Origin of the sequence: Aminobacterium sp. UBA4908 (assembly GCF_002398115.1) — a bacterium.
Taxonomy (GTDB): domain Bacteria; phylum Synergistota; class Synergistia; order Synergistales; family Aminobacteriaceae; genus Aminobacterium; species Aminobacterium mobile.
In genome coordinates, this window is record NZ_DHCG01000007.1 from 73,234 (window position 1) to 89,397 (window position 16,164).

Annotated in this window: 14 protein-coding genes; 13 read left to right on the forward strand and 1 reads right to left on the reverse strand. The window is 42.7% G+C overall.

Translation table 11 applies throughout. The annotated features are described in order from the left end of the window. Positions 1–128: 128 nt before the first annotated feature. The 13 genes from B4J50_RS06815 (at position 129) to B4J50_RS06875 (ending at position 14,618) form a co-directional block, all read left to right on the forward strand. Positions 129–1,400 (forward strand): TolC family protein, encoded by a 1,272-nt coding sequence (locus B4J50_RS06815; protein WP_286846026.1) that lies wholly within the window; start codon positions 129–131, stop codon positions 1,398–1,400. After that, positions 1,397–2,596, forward strand: a complete 1,200-nt coding sequence (locus B4J50_RS06820) for an efflux RND transporter periplasmic adaptor subunit (protein ID WP_286846024.1) — start codon at positions 1,397–1,399, stop codon at positions 2,594–2,596. The genes B4J50_RS06815 and B4J50_RS06820 overlap by 4 nt, the downstream gene beginning before the upstream one ends. Then, positions 2,574–3,269: an ABC transporter ATP-binding protein gene (locus B4J50_RS06825; RefSeq protein ID WP_274532068.1), complete on the forward strand. Its 696-nt coding sequence runs from the start codon at positions 2,574–2,576 to the stop codon at positions 3,267–3,269. Before B4J50_RS06820 ends, B4J50_RS06825 begins: the two co-directional genes overlap by 23 nt. Beyond that, entirely contained in the window at positions 3,263–4,489 is a 1,227-nt protein-coding gene (locus tag B4J50_RS06830) for an ABC transporter permease (protein ID WP_286846020.1), read from the forward strand. The genes B4J50_RS06825 and B4J50_RS06830 overlap by 7 nt, the downstream gene beginning before the upstream one ends. 185 nt (positions 4,490–4,674) lie before the next feature. Beyond that, complete coding sequence (locus tag B4J50_RS06835; RefSeq protein ID WP_034327014.1) at positions 4,675–4,878, forward strand: cold-shock protein; 204 nt, start codon at positions 4,675–4,677, stop codon at positions 4,876–4,878. Between the two features lie 163 nt (positions 4,879–5,041). After that, positions 5,042–6,115 (forward strand): metallophosphoesterase, encoded by a 1,074-nt coding sequence (locus B4J50_RS06840; protein WP_286846017.1) that lies wholly within the window; start codon positions 5,042–5,044, stop codon positions 6,113–6,115. Between the two features lie 211 nt (positions 6,116–6,326). Then, entirely contained in the window at positions 6,327–6,968 is a 642-nt protein-coding gene (locus B4J50_RS06845) for an L-fuculose-phosphate aldolase (protein WP_024822723.1), read from the forward strand. Next, positions 6,955–8,457, forward strand: a complete 1,503-nt coding sequence (locus B4J50_RS06850) for a rhamnulokinase (RefSeq protein WP_286846015.1) — start codon at positions 6,955–6,957, stop codon at positions 8,455–8,457. The genes B4J50_RS06845 and B4J50_RS06850 overlap by 14 nt, the downstream gene beginning before the upstream one ends. Positions 8,458–8,519: 62 nt before the next feature. After that, positions 8,520–9,515: an autoinducer 2 ABC transporter substrate-binding protein gene (locus B4J50_RS06855; protein WP_024822721.1), complete on the forward strand. Its 996-nt coding sequence runs from the start codon at positions 8,520–8,522 to the stop codon at positions 9,513–9,515. A gap of 78 nt (positions 9,516–9,593) precedes the next feature. After that, complete coding sequence (locus B4J50_RS06860) at positions 9,594–11,090, forward strand: sugar ABC transporter ATP-binding protein (RefSeq protein ID WP_024822720.1); 1,497 nt, start codon at positions 9,594–9,596, stop codon at positions 11,088–11,090. Further along, entirely contained in the window at positions 11,080–12,084 is a 1,005-nt protein-coding gene (locus B4J50_RS06865) for an ABC transporter permease (protein ID WP_286846011.1), read from the forward strand. The genes B4J50_RS06860 and B4J50_RS06865 overlap by 11 nt, the downstream gene beginning before the upstream one ends. Continuing rightward, positions 12,071–13,054: an ABC transporter permease gene (locus B4J50_RS06870; RefSeq protein ID WP_024822718.1), complete on the forward strand. Its 984-nt coding sequence runs from the start codon at positions 12,071–12,073 to the stop codon at positions 13,052–13,054. Before B4J50_RS06865 ends, B4J50_RS06870 begins: the two co-directional genes overlap by 14 nt. Before the next feature lie 19 nt (positions 13,055–13,073). After that, positions 13,074–14,618 carry an FGGY-family carbohydrate kinase gene (locus B4J50_RS06875; RefSeq protein ID WP_024822717.1) on the forward strand — a complete coding sequence of 515 codons (1,545 nt, stop codon included), beginning with the start codon at positions 13,074–13,076 and terminating at the stop codon, positions 14,616–14,618. Between the two features lie 106 nt (positions 14,619–14,724). Here the strand turns inward: B4J50_RS06875 and B4J50_RS06880 are convergent, their stop codons facing one another. After that, positions 14,725–16,119 carry an alanine/glycine:cation symporter family protein gene (locus tag B4J50_RS06880; RefSeq protein WP_286954050.1) on the reverse strand — a complete coding sequence of 465 codons (1,395 nt, stop codon included), beginning with the start codon at positions 16,117–16,119 and terminating at the stop codon, positions 14,725–14,727. Positions 16,120–16,164: the final 45 nt, after the last annotated feature.

Sequence of the window (16,164 nt, forward strand, 5' to 3'; positions counted from 1 at the left end):
TAAGATTCTTTTTCCGTGTATAAATTATAGTGTTTGTGATTCCAGATAACCTGTTTGTAACGTTCTCTATCTTTTTTTGCTTTGCAAAAGGGGTTCTTTCAGGAAATATATTTAGAAGGAGAAGAGTGATGAAGAAACGTCTTTGTTTTTCTTCTGTTTTTCTATTTTTATGTTGGGCAAGTCTCGCTCAAGGAATAGAGGCAATACCAGTAGCGGAGATTTGGGATCTTAATAAGTGTGTAACTATGGCCCTTGCTCACCACCCCGATCTTAAAAGTGCGCAAGGAAAAGTATATGTTGCTGATAGTCGAATAGGCCAGGTCAAATCAAAATTGAAGCCTCAAGTAGATATTGCTACTGGATATACTCGGCAAGATAGTTCTTCTACCAGAGATAGAGAAATTTATTCGAGTAGCGCTGAGGCATCACAACTTATTTCAGATGGTGGTAAGACAGATGTGGAAATAGAAGTTTCTTCGCTTCAGAAAGAGAGTGCTTTTTATACTCTGAAGGAAACGGAACTTTTGATTGTATATAACGTAAAAAAGTCGTATTTTGATCTTCTTGAAGCACAAAAAAATGTCGAGGTAGCAGAGGAAACATTGAGACTTTACCAGTTGCTTTTAGACCAGGCCCAGGGATTTTATTCAGTCGGATCTGTTTCTAAGTATGATGTTACAACTGCTGATGTAGATTTGAGTAAGGCTCAGTTAGGTGTTATTACAGCGAAGACAGCCGTTAAGAAGGCGAAAACAGCTTTGGATAATGCCATGGGAATTACTACTCCTATAGATTATTCCCTGCAAGATATAGTGTCGACGCAAGAGGTGTCTCTGAATCTAGAAGAAATACAGAAAAGAGCTTTTTCGTCCCGGCCAGAATTACAGGCAAAAAAAACAGATAGTATGGCAGCATATCAAAATATTCGTTTAGCGGCGAAAGAAAACTCTCCTGAATTGAAAGCGTCGGGGAAATATACTGTTGGCGGCAGCTCTTTTACAGAGGATGACAATTGGTCTATGGGAATGACCGTGCAGTTTCCCCTTTATGACGGAGGCTTGCAGACAGAAAAAATAAAACAAGCAAAGGTGGAGCTGGAGATAGCAGAATCAGAAGTTGAATCTCTTCGTTCTGACGTTCAGAAAGAGGTAGAGCAATCTTATTTAGAATTCACAGATTCTTTCGATGTTTTGAAGGTGGCAGAAAAAGTGGTGTCTCAATCAGAGGAAAACCTGGATATTGCTCAAAATAGATATAGAGTAGGAGTAGGATCTCCTATTGAAGTGGCTGACGCGACTGAAAAATATAAGGAAGCTAGAAAGGAGTATTGGGCAGCTCTTTATGATCATTGGCGAGCTTGGACTGCCCTGGAAAAAGCAGTTGGAGGTTCTTTAGAATGAAAAAGTTCGCGGCCTTTTTTGTGGTGATGGCTCTTATCGGTAGTTATTTTTTCTTTCGCAGAGGTACGTCCCCAATTTTTACTGTAGAGACTGTACCTATAGTGAGAGGCGAAATTGTGAAGACTGTTTCTGCTACTGGCAGAGTGGAGGCTGTTAATACGGTGAATGTAGGAACGCAGGTGACGGGCACTATTAAGGCTATCTACGTGGATTTTAACTCTTCAGTGAAAAAAGGTCAGCTTATCGCTGAAATTGATCCGTCTTTGTTACAGGCTAATGTTGAGTCAGCAGAGGCTGACGTTTTAGCAGCTCAGGCCAATGTCTTGAAAGCAGAAACTTCAGTGAAAGATACGAAAAAGAGTAGGGATAGGAAAAAAGAACTTTTTTCCCGAAATCTTATTGCGGAGAGCGAACTCGACGAAGCACAGACGGAATATGATACAGCAATAGCTCAACTAAAAGCGGCGCAAGCTAATGTAGAGCAAACTAAAGCGAGCTTAAAACACAAAAAAATTAGCTTGGGATACGCGAAAATAGCGTCTCCTATTAACGGAGTGGTTATAGACAGAGCAGTGGAAGTGGGGCAGACAGTGAATGCCACCCAATCTGCTCCAACTCTTTTTACTATAGCGGAAGACCTGACACAGATGAAGGTAGAAGCAGATATAGACGAAGCAGACATTGGCTTAATTCAGGCAGGACAAGGCGTGCAGTTTACGGTGGATGCTTATGCTGATGTAACGTTCCACGGTTTCGTGGAGGAAATTCGTTTAGCTCCTAACACCGAAGGAAATATCGTAACATATACGGTCATTATTAAAGTGCAGAATCCAGAACTCAAACTTATGCCTGGCATGACAGCTAACGTGATAATAGAGACAATTAAGAAGTCTGGTGTATTGAAGATCTCTAACGCTGCCCTCCGCTTTAAACCAAATTCAGAATTGGGAGTTTTTAACGGAGAGGTACACAATACATCTGCACCCTCTTCTCCTCATTCTTACACTAAAAACCTTTGGCTCTATGATGGGAAAGCTTTCCAGCCAGTTCCTATAACTATAGGGATCTCAGACGGTATGGATACCGAGATTTCAGGAGAAGTAAAGGAAGGTATGAAAATTGTTACGGGAGTTGTATTCGGCAAGGAGACTACGACTGGAAGGGGGTCTCCCTTTGTGCCTGGTCCGCGTCGATAATATTCATAAATCTTATGTCATGGGAGAAGTGGAAGTCTGGGCTTTGAGAGGCGTGACTTTTTCTGTAAGAAAAGGAGAGTTTCTTTCGATTATGGGAGCTTCGGGGTCGGGGAAATCCACTTTAATGAATATTTTAGGATGTCTCGATATCCCAACGGAAGGACATTATTTTCTTAATGGTACTGACGTAAGCTCTTTAGATAAAGATCAATTGGCTGAAATTCGTAAAAACACGATTGGTTTTGTTTTTCAGGGATTTAACCTTCTGCCTCGAATGACTGCGCTTGAGAATGTAGAGCTTCCTATGCTATACAGAGGCATACCAGCGAAGGCTCGGCACAAACAGGCTCTCCATGCCCTCCAAATTGTAGGGTTAGAAGAAAGGGCCGGTCATCAACCTCAACAGCTTTCTGGCGGCCAGCAGCAACGAGTCGCCATTGCGAGAGCATTAGTTAATGATGCCCCTCTTATTCTTGCTGACGAACCCACGGGCAATCTTGATAGTAGAACAGGCGAAGATGTTATGGATCTTTTCGTCCGGTTGAATAAAGAGACGGGCAAAACGATTATTCAGGTAACTCACGAATTGGATATGGCTCGTTTCGGGACGCGGATTATAACTTTTAAAGATGGGATTATGATAAGAGACGAAGAAGTGAGGATTGCATGTTAAGTCTGTATGAGACTATAAAAATATCTTTTCGATCTCTTCGTGCCAATAAAACGAGATCGGCATTGACCATGTTGGGAATCGTTATTGGGGTTATGGCGGTTATTATTATGTTTGCTATAGGATCTGGCGCTAACCGCGAGATAGCTGACAGATTTTCTAGCCTTGGCAGTAACATGATTATAGTGCGACCCAGTACAGATAGGTCAGTAGGTGGAGTGCGAAGTTATTCGGCATATACACTGACAGTGGAAGATGCGGAGGCTATCCGCGAAGAATGTAGCGCAGTTGCCTATTCTGCACCTACTTACGGGGGCACGCTTCAGGCTGTTTATGGTAACGAAAACTATCCTGGGCAGGTTACGGGAACTACGGCCGATTACCTTTTTGTGCGGGATCTTTCTTTGGTTTCAGGCAGGACCTTTGTGGAACAGGATATTCGAAGTGCTACGAAGGTGTGTATTATCGGAGAAACAATTGTCGAAAATTTGTTTGGCAGCGAAGATCCTTTGGGGAAGGTAATACGTTTAAAAGGTGTACCTGTAATGGTAATTGGTGTTTTGGCGAAGATTGGGGAAAGTCCTATGGGGCGTGACGAAGACGATATTATATTGGTTCCTATTACAACAGTTCAAAGAAGAATGATCAGTCCCCCTAAGATGGGGATGACTTCCTCAATTTCCGTAAAAGCACTTTCGGAATATCATTTAGATAGAGCGCAAGAGCAAATTGAAAGCCTTCTGGCGCAGCGTCATCGCATTAAACCGGGAGAAGACAGCGATTTTACGGTTCGGAATTTAGCGCAAATGGTGGAAAACGCTAAGAGTGCTACTCGAGTAATGAGTCTGCTTCTTACAGCTGTAGCGGGAGTTTCTCTCTTAGTAGGTGGTATTGGCATTATGAATATTATGCTCGTATCAGTGACGGAACGAACGCGGGAGATCGGTATCCGGATGGCTATAGGAGCTAAAAAGGCGGATATTAGACTTCAATTTCTTATGGAAGCTCTTATCCTCTCTCTTTTGGGAGGCGTTGTTGGTATTGTTCTGGGAGTTGCAGGGGCTGAGTTTTTTTCGAGAGTCTTGGGATGGACTACTGATATTTCAGTGCTTTCTATAATTCTTTCTTTTGGGTTCTCTGGATGTGTGGGTATTTTTTTTGGTTTTTATCCAGCCTACAAAGCCTCTTTGCTCAATCCTATAGATGCTCTGAGATATGAATAACAGGGAATTATCAGTGTGTGCTGTCATTTCTTTCGTTCGGTTTAAAGGAGTAGCAAAGCGAAATAGAAACTTAACGAGATTTGTCCGTACAAATTTCAAAAACTTTCTTGACTATTATCATTTTCTCCTGTAAACTTACTAAGTTGCAAAATAACAGCAGCACAATAACATTTTTAGGAGGCAACATTTTGACACAAGGAACAGTAAAATGGTTTAACGGCAGCAAGGGCTATGGTTTTATCACCGGCGAAGATGGGAAAGATTATTTTGTCCATTTTAGTGCTATTCAGGTTGATGGCTTTAAGACTCTTGACGAAGGGCAGAAGGTTTCTTTCGATGTTGAGTCTGGTCAGAAAGGTCCACAGGCTAGCAACGTTAGACCTCTGTAGGAGTTCCCTTTAATACAACTTGAAGGATAAAGGTGGGTGGGTGTCCCGTAAGGGGCATCCACCTTTTTTAATTGAATGATCCTCTCTAAAGGCATCTTTTTCAAGAAGCTGTTCTTTATCGAGCTAAAGCAATGAAACGCGAAAACAATTTGTTTAACTATTTATGATATTATTTATCTACGCTATTCTTAAGGGAGGGCTCATGTCTATTTATGTAACAGGCGATAAACATGGAACAGTGGAGATAGATGAACTATTGCCTTTTTATTATACAGTGGGGAAATATCTCACCCCAGAAGATCACCTTGTAATTATGGGTGATTTTGGCCTTTTATTCGATCCTTGCCTTACGGAACGAGAACAAAAGTGGCTTACCTGGCTTTCTTCCATGCCATGGAATACCTTATTTATTGATGGAAATCACGAAAACTTTACACGTCTTGATCATCTTCCAGAAATAGAACGCTTTGGAAATTCCGTTGGAGTTGTATCTGACAATATATTCCATCTAAAACGAGGATATATATACACTATAGAGGGATTTCGCTGTTTTTGCTTCGGAGGGGCTTTAAGTCTCGATAAAAATATGCGGAGACCTGGTATTTCATGGTGGGAACGAGAAATTCCCTCAGAGGAAGAGATGGCGAGGGGGTGGCAGTCTTTAGATCAGGTTCAATGGAAAGTTGATTATGTTTTTACCCATATGGCCCCAAATCTAGTATTAATAGAGCTTTGCCATAAGAAATATATCGGCGCAAAGCTGAAACTTGCTCATGTGCCCAGGGATCCTGTAGCTATTTATCTCAATACAATTGTTTCTCGTCTCTCTTTTCGGAGGTGGTACTTTGGCCACTTGCATGTCCAAACTCCACCTTTTTGTATAGATGTTGTTCCTCGGAAGTGTTTCCAAGCCTTATATCGCCTCGTAGTGCCTATTGAGGAAGGGCTTACTTCTTCTGGCAGTTTGCCTCTTAAAGAACCTCAAGAAAAAAGCCTTACCCAGATTTTACTTCAGTCTCAATCTCTTCTTGACGTTATAGATAACCACGGAGACCTGCTGAATGCATGGCTGAAGTATGGGAAAACTCTTGATGGCAGGGATGTCATGTCTTTCCAAAGGCTAATTCGTCGGGCAACCCCGCAAAATATGGAAATAGCCATAGAAAATGCTCAGAAAAAAGGATATTATTACCTTCTAATAGCTCTAAAAATGGAATATAAAGAAATGACATGTTAATACCTTCCTTTTTTTCACAAACATCAATGCTTTCCTCTAAAAAATGCGATTTCCGCATTTAGGACCATTATTTTGGCTATATCTCAGCTGATAAGATACGGGAATCGTTGGTCTTGCCATTGCAATAGTCGCATATTATGGCTATCTTTAGTGTACGATTATGTGATACTTCTTTTATAGTTTATAGAGTGAAATGATGGGAGGATATAAAATGCGACTTCGTTCTGAACGAGAAGCGATAGTGGAATATTGTCAAAAAATGGTTACTTCTAGGTTGACAACAGGAACAGGAGGCAATATTAGTATTTTTGATAGAGTCCGTGGAGAAGTAGCCATTACCCCGACCGGGATCGATTACTTCGAGATGGAACCAGAAGATGTTTTGGTGATGGATATTGAAGGGAATATTATAGAGGGTGTAAAAAAACCTTCCAGTGAAACTGCTATGCATCTAGCTTTATATCATAAAAGGAGCGATGTTTGTGCCGTTGTGCATACCCACTCTGTTTTTGCTACAACTATCGCTTGTTTAAGATGGGAACTTCCTGCTGTTCATTATCTCATTGGATTTTCAGGAAATAAAGTTCCTTTAGCGTCTTATGCCACCTATGGAACTCCAGAACTTGCTCATAACGTGGCAGAGTCCATAGGACAATATAATGCGGTTCTTATGGCCAATCACGGATTGCTTGCAGTAGGCGCAACTCTTCCCGGAGCTTTTGGTACTGCAGAGGAGATAGAGTTGGTGTCTGAGATTTATTATCGAACGAAGTGTATTGGAGAGCCAGTGATTCTTCCAGATGAGGAAATGGCTGAGGTCGTTCGCAAGTTTGCAGGGTATGGACAACAATAGACCAATGATACAAGGGGATATGACGCACCTTCTTGCTTTTGACTTCGGCAGTTCGACGGGAAGGGCTTTATGGGGAACTTACAAAGATGGCCAGCTCTCTTTTGAAGTGATCCATTCTTTTCCTAATGGCCCTATTCGACTCAACGGTTCTTGGTATTGGGATATCTTAAGAATATATGATGAAATGTTGGTAGCTCTAAGAAATGCGGGACAGTTAGCGCAAGGAGCCCCCTTTACTGTAGGTATAGATACTTGGGGCGTCGATTGTGCTTTTGTTGATAAAACAGGACAACTTATGGCGCCAGTACATCACTATCGAGATCCGAGGACAGAAGGGCTTTACAGTGAAATTTTTCAAAATGTTGCGCGGGAAGAAATTTATTCTCGTACAGGTATTATGTTCATTCAGTTCAACTCTCTTGTGCAGCTTTTTGCCGAAAAGAAAAGCCGACCTTGGCTTTTAAATCAGGCAGAAAAACTCTTATTCCCTCCAGATTTATTTACATATTTTCTTACAGGCCAATATTTTAACGAGATTACAATAGCGTCTACCTCTCAGTTTCTTGATCCAGCGACGCGGTCGTGGGATCGAGGGCTTTTAGAGTGCTTGGAGATTCCGCACCATTTCTTGTGCCCTTTAATATCTCCAGGAACCATTATTGGGCCGCTATCTCCCTATGTACAAGCTGAAACCGGATTGGGCAATGAGGTGACAGTGGTGGCAGTTGGCGGACATGATACGGCTTCAGCTCTTTCTGCTGCACCCACGGAAACGTCTGCTTCGGCTGTGATCAGTGCCGGGACCTGGTCGCTTTTAGGGCGAGAGCTTGATAGTCCAGAGCGAAGTTCTCACTCTTTGAATGCTAATTTTACCAATGAGTGTAGCGTGGGAAATAAGATTTTTTACCATAAAATTCTTTGCGGCTTGTGGCTTATTCAAGAGTGTCGTCGTATTTGGGAGGAGGAAGGGAAGGAGCTTTCCTATAGTGAAATCCATGAAGCAGCGGAGATGGCGGAGCCGTTACAGCATATTTTTTATCCTGACGATCCCCGCTTTATGAATCCACTTAATATGCCAGATGAAATTAGGGGGTTCTTTCTAGATAGGGGAGAGGATGCTCCAGAGGGCGTGGCCGAAATGGCGCGTTCCATATATGAAAGTCTTGCTTTAAACCATGCTTATGTGCTCCAAGGCATAGAAAAAACGTTAGGGACAGCTATAGATGTAGTGCATATTGTGGGGGGAGGGTCTCAGGCAGAACTCCTTTGCCAATTTACGGCGAATGCTTCTGGTAAAACTGTTGTAGCTGGACCAATAGAAGCGACTGCGCTGGGAAATATGCTAGCTCAGCTGAAGGCACAAGGGCTAATATCCGGTCTAGAAGAGGGACGGCGTATAGTCCGAAATTCTTTGAATCTAAAAGTTTATAAACCTCGGAACATGTCTTTTTGGGTAGAAGCTTTGAATGTTTTTATGGAAAGGCTGTGAGGTGGAAGGGAACTTCCCCCTTTAACAAGTAATTACATAAAATCTAAAGGAGTGTGGATAGCATGAAAAGAGTAACACGAATCATGGCTTTAGCTCTAGCTCTAGCTCTAGTATTTACAGGCTGTGCTTTGGCTAAAGAGCACGAAATTGCAGTAGTGGTTAAAATTAATGGAATTCCTTGGTTCAACCGCTTGGAAGAAGGCGTGAAAAAAGCTGACGCAGAGTTTGATGATGTAAAGGCCTATCAGCAGGGACCTTCCGATGCAGATCCGGCACAGCAGGTAAAAATTATAGAAGACCTTATCGCCAAGGGTGTAGACGCTATTTGTGTGGTGCCCAATGATGCGAAGGCTCTTGAACCTGTCTTCGAGAAAGCCAGATCCAAAGGCATCATTGTTTTAACTCACGAGTCGGACAAACAGAAGGGTGCCGACTATGATATCGAGCTTATCGACAGCAAAAAGTTCGGAGAAGAAAACTTCGAGACTCTTGCCCAGGCTATGGGAGGCAAAGGAGAATTTGCTCTTTTTGTAGGTGGCTTGACTGTGCCTCTTCACAACTATTGGGCTAATGTAGGTCTTGAATATGTAAAAGCTAAATATCCGGAAATGAAACTCGTTACCGATCGTATCCCTTGTGGAGAGAGCGTTGAGGAATCTTTCAAAAAGACCATGGAGCTTACAAAAACCTATCCGAACCTGAAGGGTATCGTTGGTTTTGGAAGCCTTGGCCCCATCGGCGCCGCCCAGGCTCTTAAAAAGAAAGATATGAAAGGCCAGATTGCTGTGGTTGGAACAGTTATTCCGAGCCATGCTGCTCCATATCTTAAGGAAGGATATATTACCCACGGCTACCTTTGGGATCCAGCAGATGCAGGATATGCTATGGTGGCAGTAGCTCGAGAAATTCTTCAGGGTAAGACCATTACCGATGGCATGGAAATAAAAGATCTTGGAGCTATCCAGCTTTTTGAAGATCCAGAGACGAAGGGCAAAGTACTTAAGTTCGATAAAATTCTCGATATTACGGCAGAGAACGCCGAATCTCTCGGTTTTTAGCCTGAATAATAAAAGACAAGGTGCGGGCCTTTGTTCGACCCGCACCTTTATCTTGTAAGTGGGGACTGATGGGTGTTGATGGAGCTAGAAAAATTCCTTGAGCTGAAAAATATTCGTAAAAATTTTGGCGGAGTTCAGGCCTTAAAAGGTGTGGATTTCGATTTATATAAGGGGGAGATCCATTGCCTTGTGGGAGGGAATGGGTCAGGTAAGAGCACTCTTATTAAAATTATATCTGGGGTATATCAGGCGGAAGAAGGAGCGGAAATTCATATTAATGGGGAGATTCTTTCCCATTTAACTCCTTTGGAGTCTATAAATAAGGGGATCCAGGTTATTTATCAAGACCTGTCTCTTTTTCCTAATTTATCTGTAGCGGAGAATATTGGTATTGGCCAATATTTAGAGAAAGGCCGCATGTTTGTAGACCGGAAGAATTTGATACAGCGTTCTGAAGCGGCGATGAATAAAATAGGAATCTCTCTTCCATTAGAGAAAACGGTAGGAGAGCTCTCCATAGCAGATCGACAGTTAGTGGCTATTTGTCGGGCTATAGCCAATGAGGCGAGGCTTGTCATTATGGATGAACCGACAGCTTCCCTTACGCGGAATGAAGTTGATGCTCTCTTTCGGGTAGTTCGGGATCTTCAATCTCGAAAAATCACGATATTATTTGTAAGCCACCGGCTCGACGAAATTATGGAGATAGCCCAACGAGTGACAGTTCTTCGAGATGGAGAGAAAGTCGGGGTCTATGAAGCCTCAGAATTAGATGATCATAAACTGGCGTTTTTAATGACAGGTCAGCAGTTTAAATATGAGGTGAATTGCTCTCCATATAATAAGGAAGAGGTTATTTTAGAGGTAGAAAACCTCTGCAAGGAAAAGAACTATAAAGATATCTCTTTTTCTCTTCATGAAGGGGAGATTCTGGGGATTACAGGTCTTTTAGGATCCGGGCGCACCGAATTGGCTCTCTCGCTTTTTGGGGCTAATCCTCCAGATAGCGGAGAGATTCGTCTTGATGGGAGGCCGGTTTCTCTATCTAATAAAAGAGATGCTATTGCAGCTGGCATAGGGTATGTGTCGGAAGATAGGCTTTCTTTGGGGCTTATTCTTGATCAGCCGGCAGATAATAATATGATTTTAACGATTATGGATCAGATTCTCGGGAAGGGAAATCTCATTGACCGGGAGAAAAAAGCATCGTGTTTTAAAAAATGGGTTAACGAATTGAATATTAAGGTCTCGACTCCTGACATAGCTGTGAAAACCTTGTCTGGCGGCAACCAGCAGAAGGTAGTTTTATCAAAGTGGCTGGCTACGTCTCCCAGAATTCTAATTCTTGACTCTCCTACCGTAGGTGTGGATATAGCTGCTAAGAATGGGTTGTATCAGGTTGTGAAAGATTTAGCCTTGCAGGGAATGGGGATCATTATAATATCAGATGAAGTTCCGGAGGTTCTTTATAATTGCCATCGTGTTTTGGTCATGAGAAAAGGACATATTGTTGGAGAATGCTTTCCCGCTCAAATTACAGAAAAGGAGTTGACCCAGAAGATCAATGAATACTAAACTACTGAACTTTATGAAACGTGGAGAATTTTATTTGCTCGTAGTGTTGTTTCTTATGGGGGCATTCCTTTCTGTAGCTACTGAAGATTTCTTTTCTCTCGAGAATCTGTTTGATTTGCTCGTGAGCTATTCTTTTGTAGGCATTATGGCTACCGGTCTGCTTGTTGTCCTTATATCGGGTGGTATCGATATTTCTTTTACGGCGACAGCTACAGTGGCCCAATATGTGGTGGCTATGTATATTATCAAACATGGTGGAAGCTGGTTTACTGCTTTTGCCATGGCTGGAGCCATTGGTATAACTTTGGGAGCGATTAACGGTCTGCTTGTTCACTATTTAAAGGTTTCGGCCATTATTATCACTATTTCTACCCTTAATATTTTTTATGGATTGCTTATTTTTATTACTAAGGGTAAATGGCTGTATGATTTTCCTGAGTGGTTTGTGAATGGGTGGGAACTCTTCAGATTTCAAAGTAGTTCGGGGAATATTTATAGCCTTTCCATGCCAATAGTGGCTCTTATAGTAGCCTTTGCTTTTACTGCATTTCTATTAAATAAAACTGTTTTAGGACGTGGAATTTACGCTATGGGCGGTCATCAGGAGGCTGCCAAACGCATGGGGTTCAATATATTAGGTATCCATGTTTTTGTTTATTGTTATATGGGTTTGGTAGCGGCCTGGGCTGCTATTATCCAGGCTCAGGTAGTTCAAACAGTAGCACCGAACTCTATTGTGGGGCGAGAGCTGGAAGTTCTGGCAGCTGTTGTTCTGGGGGGAGCTAATTTAGCAGGTGGTGCAGGGTCTTTGCTAGGGACCTTTCTGGGTGTAGCTTTAATTGCGGTGCTTTCCAATGGATTGACGCTCCTGGGGGTTTCATCCTATTGGCATCAAATTGTCATCGGTTTTGTGATTCTAATCAGTGTTAGTGTTACCGCTTGGAACAGCAAAAACAAGGAGCGGAAGGGAGCGGATATTGATGTGGAAGCGTGATCCTTTACTTCGTAATTTACTTTTGCTTCTCATCGTGCTGGTAAGTGGCTTTTCTCTAGTTCTTCATGGCCAATTTTTTAGTATGGCAAATCTTCAGTCTATGGCCTTTCAGCTCCCGGAATTAGGCATTCTTGCTATAGCCATGATGATAACTATGGTGAGTGGCGGTATTAACTTATCTATTATTGCTACGGCGAATGTAGCGGGAATATCGGCAGCGTATATACTCACCTCTATGCTCCATGAAGGTATATCTGCCAGTGGTATGGTCTTCGTTATTTTGCTTGCTTTTAGTGCGGCTCTTTTCGTGTCCTTTATAGTAGGAGCTATTAATGGATTTGTTGTCTCTTATATAGGGGTATCTGCTATTTTGGCCACATTAGGGACCATGACTGTCGTAGAGGGACTAAGCGTTTTGATCACCAAAGGATCTGTTATTTCTGGGTTCCCCGCTCCGATTCTTTTCATTGGAAATGGAACTATCGCAGGTATTCCTGTTCCTCTTTTTATCTTTGCCTTTTGTGCGATAGTCGTGTCTATATTTCTCGAGAAAACACCTTTTGGCGTGGGTGTGTATATGATAGGTTCAAATATTAAAGCTACAGATTTTTCTGGAATAGAAGTAAAAAAAGTCCTTGTAAAGGTTTATATCCTTTCAGGTATATTGTGTGGCATTGCAGCTCTTATAATGATTTCCCGTTTTAATTCGGCTCGAGCGGGATACGGTAGCTCCTATCTCCTTGTAACAGTATTGGCTTCTGTCCTTGGAGGTATCAATCCAGATGGAGGTTTTGGGAAAGTTGCGGGGCTTGTGATAGCTCTCGTGGTTTTACAGGTTATATCCAGCGGATTAAATTTGTTGGGCATGAGTGCTCACTTAGCTATAGCTTTGTGGGGAGGAATCCTTATATTTGTTATCTCTTTAAGCGTTTTAAAAGATAAATTTTCAAAACCACAAGCTAAAGCGTAGAGAAGAAGGGGGCATTTCCATGGGGTATTTAATAGGTCTTGATATAGGGACGTCAGGGACGAAAGCCATTCTTCTAAGCGAAAAGGGGCAAATAGTGGCTTCCAGTCATGCCGAGTATGGAGTGGACCAACCGAAGCCTTTATGGGCGCAGCAGGACGGGGAAATTTGGCTTGATGCCACATGTAAAGTTCTTCGTGATCTTCTCTTTGTAGGAAGGGTTCCTCTTGCAGACATTGTAGGTATGGCTATTAGTGGGCTTTATGGTGGTTCCGGTATCCCTGTCGATAGTCAAATGAATCCTCTGGCGCCTTGCCTTATTTGGATGGACCGACGCGCCTCTCGTCAGGTGGAATGGGTTAAAGAACACGTACATTTGGAGCGCCTCTACGAGATCACGGGCAATACAGTGGATTCCTATTACGGTTTTACTAAGATGATGTGGGTACGTGACAATTGGTCAGATGTATGGCAAAAAACGGCTGTTTTTTTGCCTCCCAACGCTTGGGTTATATATAAACTCACTGGGGAAGTAGCTATCGATTATTCATCAGCTGGAAATATCGGTGGTATTTTCGACCTCGGGAAAAGAGGTTGGTCTGACGAAATGTGTTCTATCTTAGGGGTTCCTGTATCCAAGCAGCCTGAACGTTTAGTAGCTTCGTCAGATATAGTGGGAAAGCTCTCTCCAGAAGGAGCTGCTCTTACGGGGCTTCTTGCTGGGACTCCTGTTGTAGCTGGTGGCATAGATGCAGCGGTAGCTACGTTAAGCGCGGGAGCTTTTGAGGAAGGTAATCATGTAGCCATGGTAGGAACATCTATGTGCTGGGGGTTTATTACCGAAAAGGCGAATCTCACCGACCGATTGATCAGTTATCCTCACGTTTTGGATCCTCTTAAAAAGAATTACACTTTTGGAGGAGCTGCTACAGCTGGTGCAGTTATTCAGTGGTTCAGAAATAATTTTGGAACTCTTGAATTGGAGACCCAGAATCGTCTCGGAGTCAGTGCATATTCTTTGCTGGAACTTCAAAGTCAGGATGTCCCTGCTGGTTCAGATGGCCTCGTATTTCTTCCGTATATGATGGGCGAGCGTTCCCCTATTTGGGATAGCAGTGCCCGTGGAACGTTGATGGGGTTGAGCCTTTATCACGGCAAAGGTCACATATATCGAGCCTGTATGGAAGGGGTTGCTTATGCCCTTCGTCATAATATGGAGAGCATCTTAGGAACGTCTGTGAAGCTTGATCCAGAAATGGTTCTTGTAGGCGGCGCGGCGAAATCCTCCCTTTGGACATCTATTTTTGCCGATGTAAGTGGTTATCCAGTGAAAGTCCTTCAAGAAGATGTAGAAGCTCCTCTTGGAGATGCCCTATTGGCAGGTCTTGGTACGGGTGTTTTTGACAGGCCAGAAATCTTGAAGGAGTGGCTACATTTTAAAGAGCCCGTCTATCCAGTAACTGAACATACGGAAGTTTATAATGAGCTGTACTCTGAATATAAGGCAGTTTATCTGGGGTTGCGAGATTCCATGAAGCGCCTTTATAGTGAAGGTAGAGAAGAATAATCAAAAGCGGTGTTTGGGATGTGAAGTGCGCTCAAAAAGTTGGACATAGAATCCAGCAAAAGGGGTGCTGAACAGATGTCCCAGCACCCTTTTTTTATATAACAAATTACATATCCGTTCTCTTATATAGTGGCTCAAAATCAGGTTGTGTTTGCAATTGCCTTTCGTAATCATTAAGAACTTTTACTACGACTCCAGAGAGCAAAAGAATGCCAACAAGATTCAATAAAGCCATTAATCCATTAAAAAAGTCTGCCAACTCCCATACGAGTGGTACAGAACTTACGGCTCCAAAAATAATCATACCTAAAACGGCGATTCGATACGAAAAAAGCAAAGGTCCCTTTTGTGCTTGCGGGAAAAGGTACATTAAATTACTTTCACCGTAATAGTAATTTCCAAGAATAGATGTCCAAGCAAAAAAAGTAAGGGCAATAGCGATAAAAGCTGGCCCCCAAGAACCTAAAGCTGTTTTAAGAGAAAGTTGCGTCAACTCCACTCCAGTTTCGCCACTGCCGAGCTGTCCAGAAATAAGGATAAGAGCAGCTGTAGCAGTGCAAATAATAATAGTATCTGTAAAGACACCTATCATGGCTACAAAACCTTGGCGAGCTGGATGTTTTACGTCTGCTGTAGCGTGGGCATTGGGGGTGGATCCCATCCCCGCCTCGTTAGAGAAAAGCCCTCGAGCCATACCGTAGCGGAATGCTTGAGCCACTGTATGCCCGAGTATACCTCCTGCCACTTGTTTTATTCCAAAAGCGCCTTTGAAGATAGTAACTAAAATGGCGGGTAACTGCTGTATATGGATAATAACTACTACTAAGGCAATAAGAATATAGAACAAAGCCATAAATGGAACCACGACCTCCGCTACGTGAGCTATCCGTTTTAGTCCACCGAAAATAACAACAGCAGTGAGGCCTGCTATGACAATTCCCAAGTAGAGTTCAATGTTTCCTCCTTCTTTTACATTAGAGAAAAAAGCTCCTCGCAATCCGGCAACAATAGAATTACACTGAACGGCGTTAAAAACAAAAGGCATAGCGACAATAATGCTTATCGCAAAAAGGACTCCCATCCACCGTTGTCCTAACCCCTTTTCCAAGTAATAAGCAGGACCACCACGATATGTGCCATCTTTATTTTTGACCCTAAACAACTGGGCTAGAACGGCCTCTGCAAAAATAGTTGCCATCCCGACAAGGGCGGTTACCCACATCCAAAAAACAGCGCCAGGTCCTCCCGAAACAAGTGCAGTTGCAACACCTGCTATGTTGCCAGTACCTACTTGGGCTGCTAGTCCTGTACATAAAGCCTGAAAAGACGTAATACCACCCTCTTCTGACCTCCTGCTTCCAAACAATACCTTAAAAGTGTGCCCAAAATGGTGGAATTGTGGAATCCATAACCGAATGCTATAAAAAACCCCAGTTCCCAGAAGAAGCCACGTCATAAGCTTCCCCCAGAGAATTCCATTAGCAAATTTAACTACTTCCATCAACACAAGAAACACCTCCATATGTATAACGTTACTGTAGTGCCT